The 23494-nt window shown below is 45.3% G+C and carries 20 protein-coding genes; 14 read left to right on the top strand and 6 right to left on the bottom strand.

Going from position 1 to position 23494, the window contains the following annotated elements:
* Positions 1–16 precede the first annotated feature (16 nt).
* Positions 17–1000 carry a helix-turn-helix domain-containing protein gene (locus G3R49_RS12100; RefSeq protein ID WP_167869818.1) on the bottom strand — a complete coding sequence of 328 codons (984 nt, stop codon included), beginning with the start codon at positions 998–1000 and terminating at the stop codon, positions 17–19.
* 771 nt (positions 1001–1771) lie between these two features.
* Here G3R49_RS12100 and dbpA point away from each other — a divergent pair.
* Entirely contained in the window at positions 1772–3175 is a 1404-nt protein-coding gene (gene dbpA, locus G3R49_RS12105; protein WP_130600879.1) for an ATP-dependent RNA helicase DbpA, read from the top strand.
* Positions 3176–3396: 221 nt separating this feature from the next.
* On the opposite strand, the gene G3R49_RS12110 is transcribed toward dbpA, so the two are convergent.
* On the bottom strand, positions 3397–3798 hold the full coding sequence (locus tag G3R49_RS12110) for a hypothetical protein (RefSeq protein ID WP_167869819.1): 402 nt from the start codon (positions 3796–3798) through the stop codon (positions 3397–3399).
* Between the two features lie 14 nt (positions 3799–3812).
* Positions 3813–4583 carry a hypothetical protein gene (locus G3R49_RS12115; protein WP_167869820.1) on the bottom strand — a complete coding sequence of 257 codons (771 nt, stop codon included), beginning with the start codon at positions 4581–4583 and terminating at the stop codon, positions 3813–3815.
* A gap of 213 nt (positions 4584–4796) precedes the next feature.
* On the opposite strand from G3R49_RS12115, the gene G3R49_RS12120 reads away from it, so the two are divergent.
* From G3R49_RS12120 to nqrF, 9 genes are all read left to right on the top strand, one after another.
* Positions 4797–5882: a DUF3626 domain-containing protein gene (locus G3R49_RS12120; protein WP_167869821.1), complete on the top strand. Its 1086-nt coding sequence runs from the start codon at positions 4797–4799 to the stop codon at positions 5880–5882.
* A gap of 238 nt (positions 5883–6120) precedes the next feature.
* Positions 6121–7920 carry a cysteine/glutathione ABC transporter permease/ATP-binding protein CydD gene (gene cydD / locus G3R49_RS12125; protein ID WP_167869822.1) on the top strand — a complete coding sequence of 600 codons (1800 nt, stop codon included), beginning with the start codon at positions 6121–6123 and terminating at the stop codon, positions 7918–7920.
* Entirely contained in the window at positions 7920–9662 is a 1743-nt protein-coding gene (cydC, locus tag G3R49_RS12130) for a cysteine/glutathione ABC transporter ATP-binding protein/permease CydC (RefSeq protein WP_167869823.1), read from the top strand. Before cydD ends, cydC begins: the two co-directional genes overlap by 1 nt.
* 249 nt (positions 9663–9911) lie before the next feature.
* On the top strand, positions 9912–11276 hold the full coding sequence (locus tag G3R49_RS12135) for a Na(+)-translocating NADH-quinone reductase subunit A (protein WP_167869824.1): 1365 nt from the start codon (positions 9912–9914) through the stop codon (positions 11274–11276).
* The gene (locus G3R49_RS12140; protein WP_167869825.1) at positions 11276–12496 is read left to right on the top strand and encodes an NADH:ubiquinone reductase (Na(+)-transporting) subunit B; all 1221 of its coding nucleotides are present in this window, start codon (positions 11276–11278) and stop codon (positions 12494–12496) included. The genes G3R49_RS12135 and G3R49_RS12140 overlap by 1 nt, the downstream gene beginning before the upstream one ends.
* Positions 12483–13253, top strand: a complete 771-nt coding sequence (locus tag G3R49_RS12145; RefSeq protein ID WP_167869826.1) for a Na(+)-translocating NADH-quinone reductase subunit C — start codon at positions 12483–12485, stop codon at positions 13251–13253. Before G3R49_RS12140 ends, G3R49_RS12145 begins: the two co-directional genes overlap by 14 nt.
* A complete protein-coding gene (locus G3R49_RS12150) occupies positions 13253–13873 on the top strand; it encodes an NADH:ubiquinone reductase (Na(+)-transporting) subunit D (protein ID WP_130600897.1) in 621 nt (206 codons plus the stop codon). Before G3R49_RS12145 ends, G3R49_RS12150 begins: the two co-directional genes overlap by 1 nt.
* Before the next feature lie 2 nt (positions 13874–13875).
* Complete coding sequence (gene nqrE, locus G3R49_RS12155) at positions 13876–14484, top strand: NADH:ubiquinone reductase (Na(+)-transporting) subunit E (RefSeq protein WP_130600899.1); 609 nt, start codon at positions 13876–13878, stop codon at positions 14482–14484.
* A gap of 42 nt (positions 14485–14526) precedes the next feature.
* Positions 14527–15744 (top strand): NADH:ubiquinone reductase (Na(+)-transporting) subunit F, encoded by a 1218-nt coding sequence (nqrF, locus tag G3R49_RS12160; protein ID WP_167869827.1) that lies wholly within the window; start codon positions 14527–14529, stop codon positions 15742–15744.
* A 457-nt stretch (positions 15745–16201) separates the two neighbouring features.
* On the opposite strand, the gene G3R49_RS12165 is transcribed toward nqrF, so the two are convergent.
* Positions 16202–16912, bottom strand: coding sequence for a nucleoside-diphosphate sugar epimerase (locus tag G3R49_RS12165; protein WP_167869828.1), 711 nt, complete (start codon positions 16910–16912; stop codon positions 16202–16204).
* Between the two features lie 275 nt (positions 16913–17187).
* On the opposite strand from G3R49_RS12165, the gene G3R49_RS12170 reads away from it, so the two are divergent.
* The 4 genes from G3R49_RS12170 to G3R49_RS12185 all read left to right on the top strand — a co-directional run bounded on the left by G3R49_RS12170 (position 17188) and on the right by G3R49_RS12185 (position 21412).
* Positions 17188–17859 (top strand): nitroreductase family protein, encoded by a 672-nt coding sequence (locus G3R49_RS12170; RefSeq protein ID WP_210147205.1) that lies wholly within the window; start codon positions 17188–17190, stop codon positions 17857–17859.
* 147 nt (positions 17860–18006) lie between these two features.
* Complete coding sequence (locus tag G3R49_RS12175) at positions 18007–18999, top strand: hypothetical protein (RefSeq protein WP_167869829.1); 993 nt, start codon at positions 18007–18009, stop codon at positions 18997–18999.
* 270 nt (positions 19000–19269) lie between these two features.
* Positions 19270–20169 (top strand): tryptophan 2,3-dioxygenase, encoded by a 900-nt coding sequence (gene kynA / locus G3R49_RS12180; protein ID WP_167869830.1) that lies wholly within the window; start codon positions 19270–19272, stop codon positions 20167–20169.
* 49 nt (positions 20170–20218) lie between these two features.
* Positions 20219–21412 carry an aminotransferase class V-fold PLP-dependent enzyme gene (locus G3R49_RS12185; protein ID WP_167869831.1) on the top strand — a complete coding sequence of 398 codons (1194 nt, stop codon included), beginning with the start codon at positions 20219–20221 and terminating at the stop codon, positions 21410–21412.
* A gap of 24 nt (positions 21413–21436) precedes the next feature.
* Here the strand turns inward: G3R49_RS12185 and G3R49_RS12190 are convergent, their stop codons facing one another.
* Complete coding sequence (locus tag G3R49_RS12190) at positions 21437–21652, bottom strand: TIGR02450 family Trp-rich protein (protein WP_167869832.1); 216 nt, start codon at positions 21650–21652, stop codon at positions 21437–21439.
* A 281-nt stretch (positions 21653–21933) separates the two neighbouring features.
* Positions 21934–23307, bottom strand: coding sequence for a DUF4397 domain-containing protein (locus G3R49_RS12195; protein ID WP_167869833.1), 1374 nt, complete (start codon positions 23305–23307; stop codon positions 21934–21936).
* Positions 23308–23494 lie beyond the last annotated feature (187 nt).

Consider the following 23494-nt stretch of genomic DNA (forward strand, 5'->3'; position numbering starts at 1 on the left):
TCTGCCCACTTTCAGGTTAGTCTTCTTTTTCGAATAACTCCATTAACCCTAGCAAGGCGGCATATAAAACTGAGCCAACAGGCCACGCTATCCAAGTGATACCCCAGTTCATTGTCCATAAGCTCCAACCTAAATACACGGCGACTAAAAGAGGCCAGTAGAAGGCTGCTAGTTTTTCGGCGCGCTTAGCCCGCTTGCTCTTTTCTTTGTTAGCAAAACTTTCTTTAAGAATATTATTGTAGGCATCAAATGTTGCTGAAGCAGGTGATACAACGAATATGCCTGTTGATATCATGATCATAAGTACTACCATTAGCATTAAAATGGTATCGGATTGGCTGTTGAGAATAGCGCCCAACATTAACGGCATAAAGCTAATGATAAACAGAAATATACCTATAGATAATCTGCGGTTGTAAGCGGGTTTGTAGCTTTCTAACTTTTCTTGAAACACGCTGTGTACGCCGTAAGATAATTCAAATTTCTCGTTGTCAATTAACTCAATATCCTTATCAAATTGATTGGTTTTGAGGAAAAAACTCACAGCGATTGAGACTAAAACTAAAATAGCCACCACGCCTGCTGCTGCCGCAATATCACCGGTCATGCCCATACGGCCCGTCTCAGCCATTGCCAAGAAAAAAAACAGCGGCACGACTGAGCAAACACATAATATGGCGCCTTTAGTGTTGATGTTAGCTATCTCAATTTTGCTTGCCACGTATCTCGTCGCTTCTTCAATTGTTACCTGATGAAGGTTGGCATCCTGATGGCTACTTTGTGAGCTTGGCTCAAAGGTGTCATGTTCATCTTTTAACAGAAAGTCAGTTGACACCTCAAACAACTCTGCCAACATGATGATTCTGTTTAAGTCAGGAATGCTACTTGCACTCTCCCACTTGGAAACAGACTGTCTTGATACATTCACTTTTTCAGCTAACTCTTCTTGCGACCAGCCTAATTGCTTCCTTAGTTTGATTATTTTGTCCGCTAATATCATCTGTGATTATCCTTGGTCAGTAATGTAGCCATCACAATAGAAAAACGATTGGTTGCACACTAGCAAGCTCAGTTGGTTTTTTGTCAACCAGTGGTTGCGAATGTAATAAGTTTATAAAAAATATCATGTTTTAATTATGTGGTAAGGTATTTTTTTCTGTCTTAATCGCGTGCTTTTGAGCTGTAGTTATAAGGGCCTGCTGACCTTTCAAGATTATTTTTGCAGCTGCTTGTTGGAAATTTATACAAGGCAACGACTTTGATGTGTGGTTGCTCCACATGATAAGTCGTTAACGCAGTAGAAATGACAACAAGCGCTGCCTGAAAGGTTCGTTTAAAAGCACTTTACTCTTTGTTGCGAGCGAATTTGTTTAGGTGACTAGACGTCATCGCTCGCGTCGCGATTAAAGTGCTTTTAATTCGAACAAATTCTAATCAGCAAAGATCAACAGGCCCTAATGCTGAGCCTAATTATTACCTCAAACTTTCTTGTTAGAGTATCTAAACTTCAACCTAGCTTGCTTGGTTTTTAAACTTATATTCGCGCTTTTGTCAGAGGACTTTGCTTGAGCTCAATTATTGGCTTGCCAACAGTCAAACTGTTTTGCCGATTACGAATTTAAGCTCAAGCCTCGGCATCAAAATCGGGCATTCATTGCTAAGACTTGTTACAATAGCAATAGACGACCAAGGTTGGCGCTATCTAAGCCTAATTTGCCTTGGTCTTTTTGTTTTTGCCTGATGGTAAAGTGAGTTTTGTTAAGGGGGATATGTGAGTCAATCAACTAACCAAGCGGCGTCGAGTTCTTTTGCATCTTTGCAGCTAAAGCCGGATTTACTCGCCAACCTCGAAACTATGAACTTCACCCAGATGACCCAGATTCAGGCTGAGAGCTTGCCAGCTATTTTGTCGGGTAAAGATGTGATTGCTCAGGCCAAAACCGGTAGCGGTAAAACCGCAGCATTTGGTCTTGGGTTGCTGAACAAGCTCAATGTAAAACGCTTTCGTATTCAAACCATTGTGTTGTGCCCGACTCGTGAGCTGGCCGATCAGGTCGCTAAAGAAATCCGCACACTAGCGCGCGGTACCCACAACGTGAAGGTGTTGACCTTATGTGGTGGTGTGCCAATGGGGCCGCAAATTGGCTCGCTTGAGCATGGCGCACATATTATTGTTGGTACTCCTGGGCGTATTGTTGACCATCTTGACAGCGGGCGTTTGAACCTAAATAACGTCAACATGTTGGTGCTTGATGAAGCCGACCGCATGTTAGAAATGGGTTTTCAAGATCATCTTGACCACATTATCGCCCAGATGCCGCAGCACCGACAGACGCTATTATTCAGCGCAACTTACCCTGAGCAGATTCAAACTATCGCTGAGCAAATTATGGTTAAGCCAACCATGGTTAAGGTTGAGACGACCCACGATGATGTCACCATTGAGCAGCAGTTCTTTGAGATGCAAGATGGGCAAAATCGGATTGAGGCGTTAGAGCTATTGCTGCTAGACAAGCAGCCTAGTAGCGCTGTGGTGTTCTGTAATACCAAGCGCGAAACTCAAAAAGTCGCAGACAGTCTTGCTGATAAAGGCTTTAGCGTTTTGGCGCTGCACGGTGATTTAGAGCAGCGCGATCGCGATAAAATGCTGCTGCAATTTGCCAACAAGAGTGCGCGTATTCTAGTGGCGACTGATGTTGCTGCCCGCGGTTTAGACATTGATGAGCTAGATGCCGTGTTTAACTATCAAATTGCTTATGACACTGAAGTGCATATTCACCGCATTGGTCGTACGGGGCGCGCAGGTAGTACTGGCGTGGCGTACACCTTCTATAACCTAGAAGAAATGTACAAGATCACAGCCATTGAAGATGCCATGAAACTTGAGGTATCTCCAAAAGCGTTACCCGATATGAGCGTGTTAACTAAACAGCCGCTGCAGGCGGAAATGGTCACCATTCAAATTGACGGCGGTAAGAAGCACAAGCTGCGCCCAGGTGACATTGTTGGTTGTCTAACGAATGGCAAAGAGATTGCGGGTAACCAGATTGGTAAGATTAAAGTCACCGATATTCGCTCGTACGTTGCTGTGCCGCAAGCTTTGGCTAAGACTGCGCTCAACAAAATCACTAAAGGACGCCTTAAAAACCGCACCTTCCGCGCCTGGTTTGTATAATACCAATTAACACAAGTATGTGATCATTCTTACTGGTTAAAATCGCTTATAACTTCGTTAGAAATTTTGTAGGTAGAGCAACTAGCTAGCTGCAATTTCAGCCTTGTTCTAAGCGATTTTTCCTGCGTAATCTCTGATCACTTATTTATCTCAATTGGTATAAAGCTGATTAGCGTTAAGATTATTCGCTTTAAAGGTTATTAGGACCTGTGGCTTGTTTATTAAGCATGGGCATACATTAGCCCTAGCTTGATTGCACTGAGCAGCGCCACATAGCAACCGATAGTGATTGAGCGGCGTCTTCGTTTAGTAAACACCTCTTTGATGACAACACTCGTTGATTCAGCTGAGTGTTCAAGCAACTGGCTGCGCCATAGGAGCAGCCAGGATATCGATAGCTGATATTGCTGACCTTGGTAGCTAAAGTTAATCTTGCGCTTTGGAGCGAAGTAACTAAAGCTTCTCACTACAGTGACATGGCTATTGTCACTGTTGTTCCCTTCTTTGCTGACTTTCCTATGTTCACCGACGTTTAGAGATATCGCGCTGGTAAAGCGGTCATAACGAAATGACCACTTTTGATTGTTGATTATATGAATGGCGCTATCAAACCGGTTCCACATGATTTGTTCAGTCGTTACTCACCATCTTCACTTGAGTCTTGGGTATTCTTGGCTTGGTATTCGGTCAGCATATAAATCAAGGTGCCTTGCTCAGAGCCTGCAAGATAAGACCAACTGCTGGTGCTGCGGTTTTCATTGAGGTTGCGAAAGCCATTGGACACTTCCATCCAGGCTTGGGGCGCAAGCTCAAAGGCGCGAATTTCGCAGGTATTCTGTTTGCAGCTGATGCTGTCGATTTGAATGTCGCCGCTTAGAGGGTGCTGGTTAATCGCCGTTAAAATTTGCTCTTCTTCAGTTGTAGCCCAATATTCATCGCGCTTGCTTAAATGGTGTTTTTCGTAGGCTTTCACTATGTCGCCAGATTGGCTGGCAATCACATTAGCAAATGGCTCTGGTGTCCATTGTTTAATGCTATCTATCGGCAAAGTGTAAGGTTCATCTTTAAAGGGCGATTGCGCGCTGGCGCCTCGCTCGTTGAACTGTTGGTTTTCTTCAACGGCAATTTCAACTTGTTGTTCTAACAATCCCATTGAAGATTGCATTGATGCAATTAGCGCGTCTTTATCGGCAAGCTGTTTCTGCAGGGCAATGATTTGTTGCTGCAGCTGAGCAATGCTTTGGGTTTGTAAACTGCTATCTGGCTTGTCATCAACCTCAGGAGCTATTGCTTGAATAGTGCCAGCTGGCGTGGTTTGTTTTAGTTGTGCTTTGCCTATTTGTAAGCCGACGAAAAGGCTGCCAAGCGCTAGGATCAGCCCGGTAATAAAAACGGTTGAGTGCTTCATTTTGCTTCCATGAACTGTCATTCCTGTTGTTACTTTGCCGTAAAACATCAGTGCTTGCAATTTAGCCATTAAAATTGACTAGTATCGCTATATATAATTATTCGAGTTTGAAAACTAGCTTTAATTCAATAATTTGGTGAATTTAGCTTAATCTTATCTATGATTAAAATACCAGCAATCTACAATCGTTAATTTAATCTGCGAAGGCGAACTATGAACAAGCTAGCGCTATCCCATATAGATAAAGCTGTCGCCTGTTTGCGCGAGCAAAGCCATAGCGTTATTAAAAACGTGTTGGCTATGTCGAATGTGCCATCTACTCAGTTGCAACAAGCGATGGCAAAGCTTGCTGCTCACGGGCGCATTGCATTTCATTTTCATCCCGACAGACTCGATAGCCGTGGGCTGACAGTTGCGCAAGGATTGTTGAAAGACGGCATCTATAAAAGTCAGTTCGAAACCCATACCTCAAATGGACATTTATCGCCTGAGCTTGGTGGTAGTCGCGATCATTGGGAGAACGAGCTGTTTGGTAACGCTTATTCTGGCATTAAACATCGGCCTAAATATGGCGCACTAGATCTCGGCTTAAGCAGCTTTGGACCCGCGCCTCGTTTTGGCAGTTGCTATTTATTGTCTAAGCCTAAGCTGTTAAATAGCTGCAGTTTTTGCTATCTCGACTCTTATCGACTGCCAAAAGAAAGGGGTACCCTCAATTGCTTTGATGCTGTGCTTGCTGCACTTTTAAGTGAAGCCTTTGAGCGCCAATCTGCCATAGGTAAAGACCCATTAACACCGGCGCAGTTAGTTGAGCATTTATGTCATCTTGATAAGCGCAGTAAGCTAACAGATATCAAAGGCGGTGGAAGTAACCTAGACCATTACATCGAGGCGCAGGTGCATGCGGATGTATCTCTGGAGCAGGATATTGATTTACTGGTTATCGACCCAAGCTATAAAGGCACATCAATTGGTGAGCAGCTAGCAACCGTTGCAAGAGTGTATCAACTTGAGCTGACTTACCACAGCGGCTATCGAATGGCGCTTGCAGACGTGCCGGTTGATTTTCGCGGCCCAGATATGCCTCAAGTTGCCACGTACTGCTTAGGTTTAGAGGAGCTTAAGAGTGAAGAGCTTAATGACGATGAGCGGCAAATACTCACACCATATAAGCTTGGTCAGGCTTCACTTCAATGTGAGCAGCATCTTCCTGCCTGGCAAGAGCGCACCGCACACAGGCAGCAACAACAAAACCTCAAACTACTCTGGCACGTGCTGGTCAAATTTGGGTCAGAGTAAACACCTTTGAACTAGGAATTTATTAGGTGCAGACTCTTAATTTGGCGAGCGCTATAGTGTCGCTAGTTTAGCTTCACCTTAATTAAGGCTTAACTCGTATGTTGACTACCTGCTTACCTCTCACATTCAGCTAGTGGTTTATGTGAGTTAGTTAACACTTATGTGTTTTTTGGTGTTAACCCAGCATAACTATTGCGATACTTTCGCGATAATCGCCCGCCTACTTATTTAGGACGTTATGGATAAGTCGTTAGAAAAATCTCTCACCCAGTGGCTTAGGGGCCAAAAAAGCGCCTGTGGTCACTTCCTTAAGCTGTCGATCTTATTAGGTATTCTCAACGGTTTTGCCATTGTTGCTCAGGCCTATTGTTTAGCCACTATTCTCGATGGCGTTATTATGCAGCAGCTGGCGGTATCTGAGTTAAGTCACTATTTTATTTCGCTAATTGGCTTGTTTGGCCTGCGCGCGATATTGGCTTGCGGGCGCGAGCGGGTGTCGTTTGAAGCGGGCAGGCGCTTACGTGAGCATATTCGACAGGCTGTGCTGCACAAGCTGATCGCTTTAGGGCCAGTGTTCATTAAAGGTAAGCCAGCAGGGGCGTGGGCAAGTATCGTGTTCGAGCAGGTGGAAGACTTGCATGATTTTTATGCTAAGTACTTACCGCAAATGATCCTAGCAGGTTTTATTCCTATCACTATATTGGCCTGTGTGTTTCCTCTCAATTGGGCTGCAGGGTTAATCTTGCTGGCCACTGCGCCGCTTATTCCGCTGTTTATGATCTTAGTTGGGATGGGCGCAGCTGATGCCAATCGCAAAAACTTTACCGCATTGGCACGCTTAAGCGGTCACTTTATGGATCGCCTGCAGGGAATGGCAACCCTCAAGCTATTCAACCGGGCTGAAGCAGAGCTTGGCAAGATAGAGCAGGCATCAGAGGATTTTCGTACTCGCACCATGGCCGTGCTGCGAATGGCATTTTTAAGCTCGGCTGTGCTGGAGTTTTTTGCCGCGGTGTCAATCGCCGTGCTAGCCGTTTACTTTGGCTTTAGCTATTTGGGTCATCTCAATTTTGGTCACTATGGGGCTGGAATTAGCCTGTTCACAGGCATGTTTGTGTTGATCATGGCGCCTGAGTTTTATCAGCCCCTGCGGGATTTAGGTGCACATTATCATGCGAAGGCGCAAGCCATTGGTGCAGCAGAGTCCTTAGTTGACCTATTGGAAACGCCCGAGACTTATTTAGCGAATAGTAGCAGTAGCCCAGATAAAGACATGTTGAGCACGCCGCAGGATCAAATCGACCTAGCTACTGTTGCGATTACTGCTACGGATTTAAAAGTCTTTAGTCAGGATGGTGCGTGTCTGCTTGGGCCTGTGTCATTTGAGGTGAATACGGGTGAGCATGTGGCTGTGGTTGGCCCAAGTGGTGCGGGTAAAACTAGCCTGATTAACGCACTGCTTGGCTTTTTGCCATATCAAGGCTCACTAAAGATTAATGGTGTTGAGCTAAAGCAAATTCCATTGGCTAAGTGGCGTGCACATCTTGCTTGGCTCGGGCAAGACCCACAGCTATTCCACGGCACGCTGCGAGATAATGTCGCGCTAGCTAACCCTGAGTTAACTGACGAGCAAATTTTGAGTTTGCTTAGCCGTGCTCAGTTAGCTGATTTTGTTGCTCAGCATCATCAAGGGTTAGATGCGCCTATTAGCGATCAAGCGGCAGGTGTTTCGGTTGGTCAGGCGCAGCGTATCGCTTTAGCGCGCGCATTTGCGCAAGATGCCAGTATCTTTGTACTTGATGAGCCAACGGCGAGTTTAGATAAGCACAGTGAAATGCAAATAATGCAATCGATCAATCAAGCCATTAGCGCTAAAACCTGCATCACAGTCACTCACAGGCTCGATGAGTTAAGCGACATGCACAAAATTTTGGTACTTAGTAAGGGAAAGCTAACTCAGGCTGGCAGTTATCAAGAGTTGGTTGTCGATGAGGCGGGTTTATTTGCGCGGCTTGTGGCTGACAAGGAGGGGGTGTAATGCGAATTCTACTGCCTTTTATAAAGCTGTTTAGCCGTCAATGGGTCATGATGGGCGTGGGCTTATTGCTGACCTTTACCACGTTAGTGACAGGGATAGGTTTATTGTCGTTGTCGGGCTGGTTTTTATCCGCCACCGCTGTGGCTGGTTTAACCGTAGCAGCAGCTCAAGCGTTTAACTATTTCACACCTGCAGGTGGAGTGAGGTTTTTCTCCATCGCCCGAACTGCGAGTCGCTATGGTGAGCGCCTTGCGACTCATGAAGCCACCTTTAAGCTACTAACTGAGTTAAGAGTATGGGCGTGGCAAAAGCTATTACCACTATCGGCTAAAAACCTACAGTCGCTGCGCCAAGGTGACATGCTTAATCGCCTAGTGGCAGATATTGATACCCTTGATCATTTATATCTGCGTTTGCTCACGCCTATGGCGGCATCACTATTGATGATTGCTGGGCTGTACGCCTTTATCGCTTGGTTTGATATGGCCATTGCCAACGCGCTTTGCAGTGCGCTGCTTGCCGTGTGGCTAGTTGTGCCTGTGGTGTTCTATCAACTGGGGCGCAAACCTGGCGAGGTGTTAATTACTAGCCGTCAACACTACCGCGTTAAGCTGCTCGATATTATTCAAGGACAGGCAGAGCTGACCTTGTTCAATGCCAATAAGCGCTATCAGGCTGAACTAGTCAAATCACAACAGGCATTATTTGATGCGCAAGCGAAAATGGCGACGATTACCGGGCTAAGTCAGGCGATGGTAATTGCTGCCAATGGCGCGATTGTGACTTTGATTTTGTTTATGGCAAGTCAAGGAGTAGGAGAGTATGTACCGCCAGGACCTATGATGGCGATGGTGGTGTTTGCCGCGATGGCAACCTTAGAAATGCTGATGCCAATAGCTGGCGCATTTCAGCATTTATCGTCAACTGTGTTGGCTGCGAAACGCTTAAATCAGGTCACTGCTCAGCAAAGTGATATTCAATTTCCCCTGCAACCGACTAGCTCATCGACCGAGAATAGCGCTTCTACAAACTCACCCGCCGTGAGCCTTGAGTTAAGCGGAATTCATTTTGCTTATAATGGGAATCACTTAGAAAGCGTAGTTGATAACAACAAGGTACTAAACGGTTTGTCGTTAACGCTTAATGTTGGTAGCAAGGTGGCTATTTTGGGGAAAACTGGCTGTGGTAAGTCGAGTTTGCTCAACCTCATCACCCGTCAGTGGCAGGCGCAGGCGGGCAGCATCAAGCTAAATGACCAAGCTATCGAGCAGTTTACTGAACAGCAGCTGCGCCAATCTATGACTTTGGTTAGCCAACGTATTCATCTATTTGCTGGTACATTGCGTGACAACCTAGCCATAGCTATGCCTTATGTAAAAGGCGAGAAGCGCAAAGCCCATGATGACAAGTTTGTCGCCGTGCTTAAGCAAGTTGGCCTTGATACATTGTTAGAGGCTGACAAACCTTTGGATGTGTGGATTGGCGAAGGTGGCAGGCAGTTATCAGGAGGTGAGCGCCGCCGCATTGGTGTGGCTAGAGCTTTGCTGCGCGATGCACCCTTGTTGTTACTTGATGAGCCAACTGAAGGGTTAGATAAGGCAACCGAGAGAGATATTATGGCCTTGCTGTTAGACTTTGCTCGTCACAAAACCTTGTTAATGATCACCCACAGACATACCGCATTAGAGCATATGGATGAGATTTACCATATGGACGGCGGTCAATTACAAGCTAGTGTCTGATGACTTAGCTTGCTTACAGGCGAAAACATCAGTCAAAAGTACATAAGTTACTGCTAAATAAAGCAGTTTTTGTATTTAATACTACAAAAATGGCCGTAAATCGACGTTTTTGCATGACCATGGTCACAATTAGGCTGGGGTTTGATGTATTAAAATTACAAAAAGCGCTGGTAATGTGAACTCGATCAGGAAAAGTTTTTAACAAGGAATTAAAATTAGCCCATCTATTTTATCAGGATGGTGATTTTAATGGCGAGTTTTGCAAAACCCGTTATCACGATCAAGCGTGGTTTGGATATCCCGATTGCGGGTGAACCAAGCGCGCAGCTTGATGTGGCAACTCCACCCACCCAAGTTGCATTGATTGGCGAAGAATACGTTGGTCTTAAACCTACCATGGCAGTCGAAGAGGGCGACCATGTAAAAAAAGGCCAGTTGCTATTTGAAGACAAGAAAACCCCAGGCGTAAAATTTACCGCGCCAGCAAGCGGCGTTGTCAGTGCAATCAATCGCGGTGAACGCCGCGTATTACAGTCGGTTGTTATTGATTGTGATAGCGAGCAACAGGCGCTGAGCTTTGATGCTGTTGACGATGTCAGCAAGCTAGATAAACAACAAGTAGTTGATAACCTTGTTAACTCTGGCTTGTGGACAGCGCTGCGTACTCGCCCATTTTCGCGCGTTCCGCAACTTGACGCTGAAGCCGCTGGCATTTTTGTTACCGCTATTGATACCAATCCATTGGCTGCAGATCCAAGACCGATTATTGCTGCAGAGCAAGCTGCTTTTGAAGCTGGTCTTAAGGTGCTTACCAAGCTTACCAGTGGTCAAGTTTATTTATGCCAAGACGATAAAGCGCCGTTAATTGAACAGACAATTGACGGAGTTGAGTTATATCCGTTTGCAGGTGTTCATCCGGCGGGCCTTGTCGGTACTCACATCCACATGCTGCTGCCTGTGAGCATTGAACGTCAGGTATGGCATTTGAACTATCAAGACGTTATTGCTTACGGCAAGTTGTTCTTAACTGGCGAGCTTTACACCGACCGTGTAGTTACTCTAGCTGGTCCAAACGTGCTTAAGCCTCGTCATGTGCGCATGCAAATGGGTGCTAAACTATCTGAGCTGGTTGCTGGTGAGTTAAACGATAGTATATCTCGCGTAGTATCAGGCTCTATCTTATCGGGCCATACTGCAGTAGATACTTATGACTACCTTGGTCGCTTCCATATGCAAATATCCGTGCTGACAGAAGATTATGGCCAGCAAGTCCTACCTTGGGTAAAACCTGACAGTGAAAAGTTCTCGCTAACTGGCTTGATGATGTCTGGCTTTAGCCGCACCCGTAAACTATTCCAATTCACCACTCATGCTGGTGGCTCTGCGCGCGCCATGATGGCCTTTGGTCAGCTGGCACGGGTGATGCCGCTAGATATTCTGCCAACCTTGTTAGTGCGCGACCTTGTTGTGCGTGATACTGATGAAGCTCAGCTATTGGGCGCGTTGGAGTTGGATGAAGAAGACTTAGCCTTGTGCACTTTTGTGTGCCCAGGTAAGTACGATTTTGGTAAAGAGCTACGTGCTTGTTTAGACATTATCGAGAGGGAAGGTTAATGAGTAAGCAAGATAAAAAACCAAACGTACAAGACAGCTACTACGCTCATGGTGGCTCAATGCGCGCCTATTTGCGCTCGTTGTGGATTGCCCACGGTCGCAGCACCAAAGGTCGCGTTCATGTACGTGACGCCATCGATGTAAAACGTACTATGCACATTGTCGGCATGTGTCTGCTGCCTGCTTTGTTTTTTGGTATGTACAACTTAGGCGTGCAAGCGCAGGTGGCCATTGTTGATGGTGCAAGCCAATCAACAAGTTGGCAGCTGTTTTTATTTAACGCCATTTTTGGTGAGCTAACTGCGGAGTCTGGCTTTGTTAGCAAGTTCGTTTATGGCGCCAGCTTTTATGTCCCTATTTACCTAATCACGCTTGTGGTTTGCTTGTTCTGGGAAGTGGTTTTCGCTCGGGTAAGAAGGCAAGAGCTGCACGAAGGCTTCTTCGTAACCGCACTCTTGTTCTCGCTCATTTTGCCGGTATCAACACCGCTGTGGATTATTGCCCTCGGTGTCACCTTTGGCGTGATTGTCGCTAAAGAAATGTTTGGCGGCATGGGTTATAACTTCTTAAACCCTGCGCTGGCAGGTTATGCCTTTATTTACTTTGGCTACCCAAGTGAAGTCGCTGCTATCAGCCAGTTTGTTGCGGTTGATGGTTACTCTGGTGCGACGACTTTAGGCATGGCTGCTGCCAGTAAGAAGATGATTTTTGCTGACACTAGCTGGTACAGCGTGTTTAGTGATGCTAATTGGTGGAACAGCTTTTTAGGTTTTGTTCCTGGCTCAGTTGGTGAAACCAGTACGCTATTACTGCTGTTGGGTGGTGGTATTTTACTGCTAACCCGCGTGGCAGATTGGCGTATTGTCGCGGGCGTTATGCTTGGCATGATTGCGACTACGGTTATCTTTAATCTGGTTGGCTCTAACAAAAACGCGCTCTACGCGATGCCGTGGACTTGGCATTTAGTCACAGGTGGCTTTGCCATCGGTATGATGTTTATGGCGACTGACCCAGTGACGGCCTCGTACACCCGTAATGCTAAATATGCTTATGGCGCCATGATTGGTTTCATGACCATTCTTATTCGCTGCATGAACGCTAAATTGCCTGAGGGCATTATGCTGGCGATTTTGTTTACCAATCTATGGGCACCGATTTTCGACTACTTAGTGGCGCGCGCCAATATCAAGCGGAGGCTTAAACGTCATGGCATTAAATAAAGATTCAGTGCTAGGCACCATGGTGTTTGTTATCAGCCTTAGTCTTGTTTGCTCATTTATGATCACAGGTACCGCAGAGGTGCTTAAAGAGCGCAAGCTGGTGAAAAAACGCAATGAGCTACAACAAATTGTGCTTAGTGCAGCAGGTGTTGACAGCAATGCGGGCAATTTTCAAACTCTGTTTGCCGACCGTGTTAAACCTAAGCTGTTAACCCTAGAGACAGGCGAGCTTAGCGAGCAAGAAAACATTCTTGATTTTGACGAGCGTATGGCAGCAATTAACCCTGAAACTTCAACTAAGCCTAAAAAAGACTTAGCTAAAATCAAGCGCCGCGCTAATCAAGTGCGTGTGTTTGAGGTGTATGACGAGTCAGGCAAGTTATCTCGCTTGGTGCTACCAATTTACGGTAAAGGTTTATGGTCAATTCTTTATGGCTATGTGGCAATAGAGCCAGACTTTAATACCGTTGGCAGTATTACCTTCTACGAGCATGGTGAAACTCCTGGCATTGCTGATTTTGTGACTGATCCTGACTGGTTAGGTAAGTGGCAAGGTAAGCAAGTATTTGATAACAAAGGTAAGGTTGCCATTAAAGTGATTAAAGGCGGCGCGAAAGAGGGCGATGTTCACGGCGTTGATGGCGTGAGCGGTGCGACTCGTACCGGCGTAGGTATTCAAAAGGCGGTGCATTTCTGGTTTGGGCCAGAGGGTTATCAGCCTTACCTTAACCAGCTTGCTAGTGCGGGAGGTCAGTAATGAATAAAGTGATTACCAATAAAGACTTATTGCTCACGCCAGTATTCACTAACAACCCTGTTGCTATGCAGGTGTTGGGTGTGTGTTCGGCGCTGGCAGTCAGTAACTCAATGCAAACCGCGCTAGTGATGACGCTGGCAGTCACCTTTGTATTGGTGTTTTCTAACCTCATCATCTCCACCATTCGCAATTTCATCCCTAATAGTGTGCGGATTATTGCGCAAATGACGGTAATTGCCTCTTTGGTGATTATTGTCGATATGGTGCTGCAAGATGTGGCCTATGAGTTGTCAAAGCAGCTATCTGTATTTGTCAGCTTGATCATCACCAACTGTATCATCATGGGGCGCGCAGAAGCCTTTGCGATGAAGTATCCACCGCATTTGGCACTGGTTGACGCTGCAGGTAACTCTTTAGGTTATGGCGTGATTTTACTTGGTGTTGCCTTTGTGCGTGAGCTACTGGGTAAAGGCACCTTGTTTGGCGCTGAGATATTCAAAACCGTGGAAAACGGTGGCTGGTATCTTGCCAATGAAATGTTCACTTTGCCGCCAAGTGCTTTCTTCTTGATTGGCGTGATGATCTGGGCAATTCGCGTTGTTCAGCGTAAGCGAGGTTAATCATGGAACATTATATTAATTTATTTATTCAGGCCGCGTTTATAGACAACATGGCGCTGTCGTTCTTCCTAGGTATGTGTACCTTCTTGGCGGTATCGAAAAAAGTCTCAACTGCTTTTGGCTTGGGTATCGCTGTGATTGTTGTCATGCTGATTGCTGTGCCTGTGAATCAGCTCATTTACGTCAACCTATTAAAGCCTGGCGCACTGGCATGGGCGGGTATGGCTGAGCTTGATATTAGCTACTTAAAGCTGATCACCTTTATTGGTGTGATTGCTGCACTGGTGCAGATCCTAGAGATGTTCCTTGAGCGTTACTTGCCAACCCTGCATCAATCGCTAGGTATTTTCTTGCCTCTGCTAACCGTAAACTGCGCTATTTTTGCTGGCGTGTTGTTTATGAGTAACCGCGACTACAACTTAACTGAGTCAGTCGTATTTGCTGGCGGCAGTGCCGTAGGTTGGGCTGTTGCCATTGTGTTGTTGGCAGGTTTGCGTGAGAGAATGAAGTTCCATGCAATTCCAGACGGATTGCAGGGGATCGGCATTACCTTTATCACCACAGGGCTAATGGCACTTGGATTTATGTCATTTGCTGGTATTTCGTTGTAAGGCGCGCCTTACTCGTTAATGCATTATTAGAAGGTAGATTAAATGGAAATGGCAATTGGTATCGGCATGTTTACCACTGTGGTATGTGTGTTGGTTGCGGTGATTTTATTCGCCAAAAGTAAGCTGGTGAATACTGGCGATGTCACCATTGGAATTAATGGCGATGACGACAAAAGCCTGCAAACGCCAGCGGGTGAAAAACTGCTAGGTGCGCTAGCAGGTAAAAATATCTTTATTCCATCGGCATGCGGTGGCGGTGGCACCTGTGGCCAGTGCCGGGTAACTGTAAAATCTGGAGGCGGTGATATTCTGGCGACTGAGCTTGAGCATATCACCAAAAAAGAGGCTAAAGAGGGCTGTCGTTTAGCTTGTCAGGTTGCGGTGCGCACTGACATGGAGCTTGAGGTCGACGAAGAAATCTTCGGCGTTAAAAAATGGCAGTGTGAGGTTGTTTCTAACAATAACCAGGCGACTTTTATTAAAGAGCTACTGCTTAAAGTGCCTGAAGGCGAAGAAGTATTGTTTAAGGCGGGTGGTTATATTCAAATTGAAGCACCAGCCCATGAGGTAAAATACAGCGACTTTGATATTCCTGCAGAGTATCGCGACGACTGGGAAAAATATGGTTTGTTTGACCTTGTATCGAAAGTTGATGAAGACGTGCTACGCGCCTACTCAATGGCGAACTACCCAGAAGAGAAAGGTCTAATTATGCTGAACGTGCGTATCGCAACACCGCCAGCAGAGGGTTTACCGCCGGGGCAAATGTCTTCGTACATCTTTAACTTAAAAGCCGGTGATAAGGTCACTATCTCAGGGCCATTTGGTGAGTTCTTTGTAAAAGAAACTGACGCTGAAATGGTATTCATTGGCGGTGGTGCAGGTATGGCGCCGATGCGCTCACACATCTTTAATCAGCTTAAAGGCGTTAAAACCAAGCGTAAGATGAGTTTTTGGTATGGCGCGCGCTCTAAGCGTGAGATCTTCTATCAAGATCATTTCGATAAACTGGCTGCAGAGAACGAAAACTTTGAGTGGCATGTGGCTCTATCAGATCCCCTTGAAGAAGATAACTGGACTGGCTACACAGGCTTTATTCATAACGTGCTGTATGAGAATTACCTCAAGCAGCATAAAGCGCCAGAAGATTGCGAGTTCTACATGTGTGGCCCTCCAATCATGAACTCATCGGTTATCAATATGCTAGAAAGCCTAGGTGTTGAACAAGAGAACATCTTACTCGATGACTTTGGTGATTAGAGCTTAGCCTTAAAGCAAATGAAAAAGACGACCTTGGTCGTCTTTTTTGTTTTGCCTCTAAACTACGGCTTGAGTGGGCGGTTATCATCAAAAATGACTTTGCTTGTTATGTTCAGTTATCTTCAGGGCTTTTAGCTCTAATAAATAGCTCACGTTACAATGACATTTAAAGCACACAGCGAGCTCATCCCTATGAAATCGACGAAAGCATCTATTTTTTCAAGACTTTAAATGTCAGTGCGACTGAGTGCTATAGGAGTTTTAGATTTGTCTAGGTTGGGGGAAATAGTTTCTGAAGGTGGTTGGTTTTTGAATGAACTTTTGCTACGTAAACATATAGCGTACTTTTGGACATAAACCGGCTAGAACATAAGCTAAGTGTTACTTGCTGTTAAAGCAAAGCTTCTATTATCTATTTAACAGTCTGCCCTGAACTCAACTCTTGTTGTCCGATGATTTAACTAAACGCCGCCAGCTTATCGGCGAGCAAATGCATTTGTTTGTTGCTGACGATTTCTACACTTTGCTGGGCGTGCATTGAGAAATACAACATAGCAGCGGCAACTTGTTGATGCTCAATGGGTTTGACTGTAAGCAACGGTCCGCGAAATATTGGGGCAAGGTAGCGTGATGCTGATTGACCTATATCTTCTAGTATTCTTGTTTCGCTGCGCTTTCCTAGGAGTAAACTGGGGCGCAGTATCACCACATGTTGATAGCCAAGCGCTATTACAGCTTGTTCTGTTTCTCCTTTAATTCGATTATAAAATACTTTTGATTCTGCGTTTGCGCCATGAGCGCTGACGAGCACCAGTTTATTAGCGTTTGGGTTCATTTGAATAACACGTGAAGCGATATCAATTATGGCTGTTTTATCCACAGCAATGAATGCTTCTTGTGAGCCAGCTTGTTTAATGGTTGTACCTAAAGCGCAATACAGAGTATCGATCGGCTCATCAAGCTCAAGATTGGGGAAGTCGGCTATTTCAGCTTTAATGAAAACCACCAAAGTTTGTTGGGATTGTTTAGGTGCTTCAGCATACTGAGATAGCCATTGTGGTTGACGCCGGCCTATGACAAACACGCATTTGTAGCGCTGTAGCTCAATAAGCATTTTTAACATGGCACTGCCAACCAAGCCAGTGGCACCAACAATTGCCGCATTCATAGATTACCTTTTGTGTTCATGTACTCAAGCTGCAAATTTTAAGCTCTGTTTGCTGTTAATTAAATATGATCTTTCATAATAGCTTTGTTAGCTTAGATGCATCGCTTTTAATCTAGAGCCTATCACTAAACTCAAGTGCTCTTGCAGCTTTTAGATGTAGTGCTTGAGTTGCTGTTAGTTGCTCTCGTGAATTTATATGCTCATTCAAACTTGAAACACTGAACAACACTGATTTCCGATAACAAGAAAGATAAATAAACTAACAAGGAATTGTCATGAGTGAACAACACTTACCGCTAACGGATTTTATTGAGTACCCACAAGATGAAATGATCAAACGCGCCGAGGACAACTATCAGCACGTTAAGCGTCGCCATTCTATTCGTAAGTTTTCAGACCGTGCGGTACCTCGTGAAATTATCGAGCAATGTATTTTAGCGGCAGGCACAGCGCCCAACGGGGCCAATCATCAGCCGTGGCATTTTGTAGCAATCAACAACCCTGACGTGAAGTCGCAGATTCGTGAGCAAGCAGAAGCTATTGAGCAAGCATTCTATGGTGGCCGTGGTGGTGAAGAGTGGTTAGATAACTTAAAGCCTTTAGGCACCAACGCCAACAAGCCCTATTTAGAGCATGCCCCTTGGTTAATTGCCGTGTTTACTAAAAAGCGCAGTGAAGATAATGGGGAGCAAAAGCAAAATTATTATGTGCATGAATCCGTCGGTATAGCGACCGGCTTTTTACTGCAAGCGTTGCACAATGCAGGCCTTGGCACCTTAACCCATACGCCAAAACCGATGAGCTTTTTATCGAAAGTGTGCGGTCGCGATAACGATAATGAGCGCCCATACATGCTGATTGTTGCTGGCTACCCCGCTGAAGATGCCACTGTGCCAGCACATGCGCTTGAGAAAAAATCGTTAGAAGAAATCTGTGACTTTTTATAGCTGCTCAAGCCGTTGGCTGTGACAGGTTTCAATTGGCTTATAAAGCCAGTGGGAACATAAGGAATAGTCACAGCTAAAAGGGCAAGCAAGGGGCAAAAGCTAGAGCCAGCAGCTAGAAACAAGAGCCAAGAGCCACAAGGAGGAGTCATGAACTTAAGCCTGATAACCAGTCATAACCGAGAGCGGCTACCTTTGCTAGTTTTGGCTGTGATAAGTCTGTTTTGGAGCTACTTCTACCTGGCTGATAGTGCGTTAAATGACTTTGGTCAGGATAGACCAGAATGGCTGCTATTAGTCGATGTGTTTATTACTGTGCCTTTGATTTGCTTTGTTTGTATTCGTGACACTAAGCAGGCAGCCCTTAAGGTCTTGGTATACTGCTCGCTGCTAATTTTGCTTGGTAGCTTTATTATTCCTGAAACTGAGAAACGTATCTGGCCTTGGTTTGAGTCACTGCGATACGCGCTCGTTGCTGGTTTTGTGTTGTTAGAACTGCTCAGTATTGCAACTGTGGTGTGGGCGATCAAAGCCGCGTTTACTCGCGAACAAGATTTAGATCAAGCAATCAAAGATTCTATCTTCCGCTATTTTTCCGCTGTGCCAGAGGCAGTGGGGCGTTTGTTGATGGTGGAAACCAGAGTGTGGAGTTATCTGCTTTTCGCTCACAAGGTTAAACCGCAGCACTTTGAAGGTGAGCAGCATTTTTACAGTGATTTGAAAGATGGTACTCAATCAAATCAACTTGGTTTTATCATGATTATGTTGTTTGAACTGCCAATTGTGCACTTGTTACTTCACTATATGGTTTCGCCTTGGGCTGCCACAGTCATTAGCGTATTAACCTTGATTGGTATGGTATTTTTTATTGCCGAATATCGCGCGCTAGGCAAGCGGCCGCTATCGCTAGGTCGTGATAAGTTGATTGTGCGTTACAGTGTGGGGAACCCTCAATACATTGCTTATAAAGATATTGCTGAGATTAATTTTAATAAGGAGTATATAAAACGCGGCAAAGGTATTAAGCGTTACAACCTGACCGGCGCACCCAATGTTGAGCTGGTCCTTAGCTCTGGCGACAAGGTGTATTTAGGTGTTAACAACCCAGGCTCACTTGTCGACGCGCTTAATCATTTGCGCTAACTGCCTTGGTACTTGTTTTAATACTTGTCATGGTCATCGGTAGCGTTGACCGGCAATGCCTTTAAGCTTTCACTCATCAAAAGACCTATAGCCTGTAAAACTTAGCTGACAGCCAATGTTTGCCTAAGTTATGAAGATGTCATAGTGCGTGATAATTTAGGCGCATAAACAATGCGCCTAATTCCTTTTAAGCTATCTATCAACAGCGAATACAAAAATAATAATCTGGTGCGCATTGACCTATACGCATACTACAAGGAGTAGCAGAACATGGCGTGCCCTCTTGGTCATAAGTCAGCCCCTACAAGCGATGCCGCATCATCAGCCTCGCAACCTACAGCTAATTTTCGTGAGATGGAAGCTTCTATCCACACCGATTTTAAAGACGATATGTCTTATGGCGATTACCTCAGTCTTGAGCAAATTTTATCGGCGCAGCATCCACTGTCAGATCAGCACGATGAAATGCTGTTTATTGTTATCCATCAAGCGAGTGAATTATGGCTAAAGCTTGCCGGACATGAGCTTACTTGCGCCGTAGGTAACTTGCAGCGCGGTGAGTTTGGTCATGCATTTAAGGTGATCTCACGAGTCAAACAAATCCTCAATCAGCTGACACAATCTTGGAATATTTTGGCGACACTCACGCCAGTTGATTACTTAAAATTCCGTGATGCTCTAGGTCATTCGTCAGGTTTTCAGTCGTATGGCTACCGTAAAATCGAGTTCTTGCTTGGCAATAAAAATGCGCAGTTGCTAGAGGTGCACAAGAGTAATGACGTCATTTATCAAGAGCTAAAACTAGTGCTTGAAGCCCCAAGTCTGTATGACGTGTGCATTGCAACTCTCAAGCAAAAAGGCTTTGCAATTGATGATATGCAATTGAACCGTGATGTGACTCAGCCTTATCAAACCAATGCCTCAGTGCTTGAAGCTTGGAAAGGTGTGTACTTAAACGCAGATGAGCATTTTGAACTGTATGAGCTGGCAGAAAAGCTGGTGGATATTGAAGATAGTTTCCAACAATGGCGCTTTAAACACATGTACACAGTGCAGCGCATTATTGGTAATAAAGCGGGCACAGGTGGTTCATCGGGTGTTGAGTTCTTGAAGAAGTCGCTTGATATCAGTTTCTTCCCCGAGTTATTTGAGCTGCGTACTCAGTTGTAATCGCAGCCATTAGCACATAGCTATGAACCATATAAATAGGGAATTATCCATGTCAAGATTAACCGCTGAGCAGCTACAGGCTCACTATAGCGACTTTAATGTTAGCGAGCGTATTTTACTCTCAGGTCATTCACATCAAGCCTGGCCTGATGCTGCCCGTCAAGGCGTGCTGCAGTGCTATGACGATGCTGCCAAACATGTTGATGAAAAGTGGGGCGCAGCGCTTGCTAAGGCTGATGAAGTGCGTGACTTTTATCGCACACTAATGGGCGAGGCTAATGGCCAAATCGCGCTAGGCTCATCAACCCACGAGTTGATATTGCGCTTTATGTCAGACCTTGATTATTTCAAGCAAGCCAAAGCCAGTTCACGACCGCTGAAAATCGTCACTACAGACAGTGAGTTTCATTCGCTGCGCCGTCAATTGCAGCGTCTACAAGAGTTAAACTGCCAGATTGAAGTTGTGCCGGTTGAGCCTAGTGACACACTGGCTATGCGGGTGATTGATAAGCTAGACAATCAAACCGATGCTGTGATGTTATCGGCGGTATTCTTTAATTCAAGCCAGATTTTTCATGATGTGGGTCAGGTTGCTAAAGCGGCTCACAATCTGAATATCCCTTGTTTAGTTGATGCTTATCATGCACTTAACGTGGTGCCGTTTAACCTGCAAACCTGGGAGCTAGAAAGCGCCTTTGTGGTTGGCGGCGGTTATAAATACTGTCAGGCGGGTGAAGGCAATTGCTTTATGCGTATTCCTGCTGACTATCAGGGGAGCCCTGTTATCACAGGTTGGTATGCAGAGTTTGATGTGCTTGATCAAGCGCCTGGCAAAGTGGGTTATGGTACAGGGCAAGCAGCATTCGCGGGCTCTACTTACGACCCTACAAGTCACTACCGTGCAGCAGCTGTGTTCGACTTTTTAACTGAGCAACAGCTTGATGATATTGAGCTAAGACAAATTAATCAGGCGCAAATTAAACGTTTGTGGCAGGGTATTGAAGCAATTGGTGAAACTCGCTGCGGCTTGATTTTGCCAAAGCATAGCCTAGGTGATAACGCAGGTTTCTTGTCACTTACCACACCAAAAGCCTCGCAGTGGGTGAAGCTGCTGGCGCAAAATAACGTATTAACAGATAGCCGCGGCGATCAATTGCGTTTAGGCACAGCGCCTTATATTACCGATAAGCAAATCGACACCGCGCTAAACACCATAGAGTCATTGGCGCCAAAGTTGGTTTAATCGTTTGCTGTCGCATTGTTAAACTTAAACCCAACCTTGACGCCATAAGGTTGGGTCTTTTAGTTGTCTCCAATCAATTGCTAATTCTTCAGCGTTATACTCTGCACGCAATATACACAAGCTGACTTTTTGGTCTTCGTCATATTCAACCTGACAAACACTGAAGTGTTTGAGTTTGTTAACCGGTGTAGAAGCGGTCCATTTACTATTGAGAAGTTTTTTAGGGTGGACTGGATTCATGAATGTACCTCTTTTTCAATTAATGCCAGTTTCATTCAGACATAAAAAAGTGCTTGCTGGGTGGGCAAGCACAAAGGTGATGATTAATGACGTCTGCTCAGAGCGAGGTATTAGTTTGCCTTTAATGACAAGTACAACCAAAAGTACTGTGCGAACAAAACTTATTACGTTTGTACTTAACATTGAGATCAAGTAAAACTAATACCAATCGCCAAAACAAATTAACTCAAGGTTCAAATTGAATAATCATCAGCAGGGAACTTTACAAAAGTCTCCTAGGGCTACATCTCAGCGTTAAAGTCATCAAGCAAGATCACACCAAATGGTGCACCACCTCCCATGTTATCAACCGCTGCAACACCATAAATGCCGCCAGCTTCAAGCGTGACATCAAGTGGACCAATTGCGACTGTTTTAGTGCCGGCAACGGCGACTGAAATCGTGTAGTTGCCCGGTGCAATTGAAAGGCTACCTGACGCCGTTTTAAAAGGTACTGAGGTTAGCGCTGGTGTCGCCTCTGAAATGTCAGCTGAATCTGTTAGGTAAATATCGACTTCCGGTGCGCTGTAAGCACTATGAAGTACATTAAGTTTAGCTTCAGTAGCAACGCGGCGAGTGTCTTCCATCAGCACTAGCGGTTCAATCATGTCATCAGACAGTGAGCCAACTGCAAAGGCGCTGTAGCTCATGCCAATCATCGGCTCGATTGGCGCTTTATCGATGACCACTACGCTATTGTCGGCGTCGGCTGCAACTGTCACTGTGTGCATGCCCTCTGGGATATTCACATATGGAGTGAACGCTTTGAACGCCAACATATCAACCGCTGGAGAGGTCGCGTCATCTAAAAATACGTCAACTTCAGGCGCATCAGCAACCGCGTGAATAACACGTAAATCAGCGCCGCTGTTTGCATCGTTCACAATAACTTGGCCTTCAACTAATGCGATGTGCAGGGCTACTGGTGCATCACCTGACCAGGTATTGGTGATGGCACTGACGAGATAATCTGTCATATCACCAAGAGTAATAGTGCCAGAGTCGTAAACTACATCTTTCATGCCTGAAGCCGTGATACGGATTTGATAGTCACCCGTTGCTAGCTCTAATTGTTCGCTATTGTCCATGTAGTTAGCGCTGAGTGTTGGCGACATCATGTCGATATCTGCACCTGGCTCAGTTACGTAAATGTCGACAAGACCGACATCTGCCGCGGCGTGAAGCACTTGCACGCGAGCATAACCGCTAGCGATGGCTGCCATTGGGTTAGCGATTAGTTTTAACGCTAAAGTTTCTTCTGCCACACTACCAACAGCGACGGCGGTGTATTCCATATCCGCTTCTGTACTTAGATTAGTCTCAAGTACCGTTGCCGTGGTTCCGTCAGCAAGAATCGCGTCTACGTCAATATCATAAGATGCTGTGTCGACTTGGATAAGTCCACTCGACATAGCGTAATCGACATCTGTAAGTAATTGACTACCATTGACGTTTACATTGACCTTTGGTGCGTCGCTACTGGCATGGATGACTCTTACATATGCCATTGTCTGCGGTTCGTCTTGTTCAATTGTAATTACGTCGTTGTCGTCATCGCTACAACCTGCAAGCGCGATAAGTGAAGCAGCTAGTGCAATTGGGTAAATCCGTTTCATGGGATAATTCCTCTTAAAGGCTTTATTGGAGCCATTGGTTGAAAATCGTCGAGGAATCTATACGCCTTGGTTTTTTGAAAAGTTCAAAAAATCTACATACTTGTTCGATCTAGGTGTTAATTAGGCCGTATTGAAGTTAATAAAAAACCTTAGCAATGAGTCGCTTGTGATAAACTTGAACTTGCTG

The organism is Shewanella sp. WXL01, from assembly GCF_012263345.1.
In the GTDB taxonomy this organism is placed as follows: domain Bacteria; phylum Pseudomonadota; class Gammaproteobacteria; order Enterobacterales; family Shewanellaceae; genus Shewanella; species Shewanella maritima.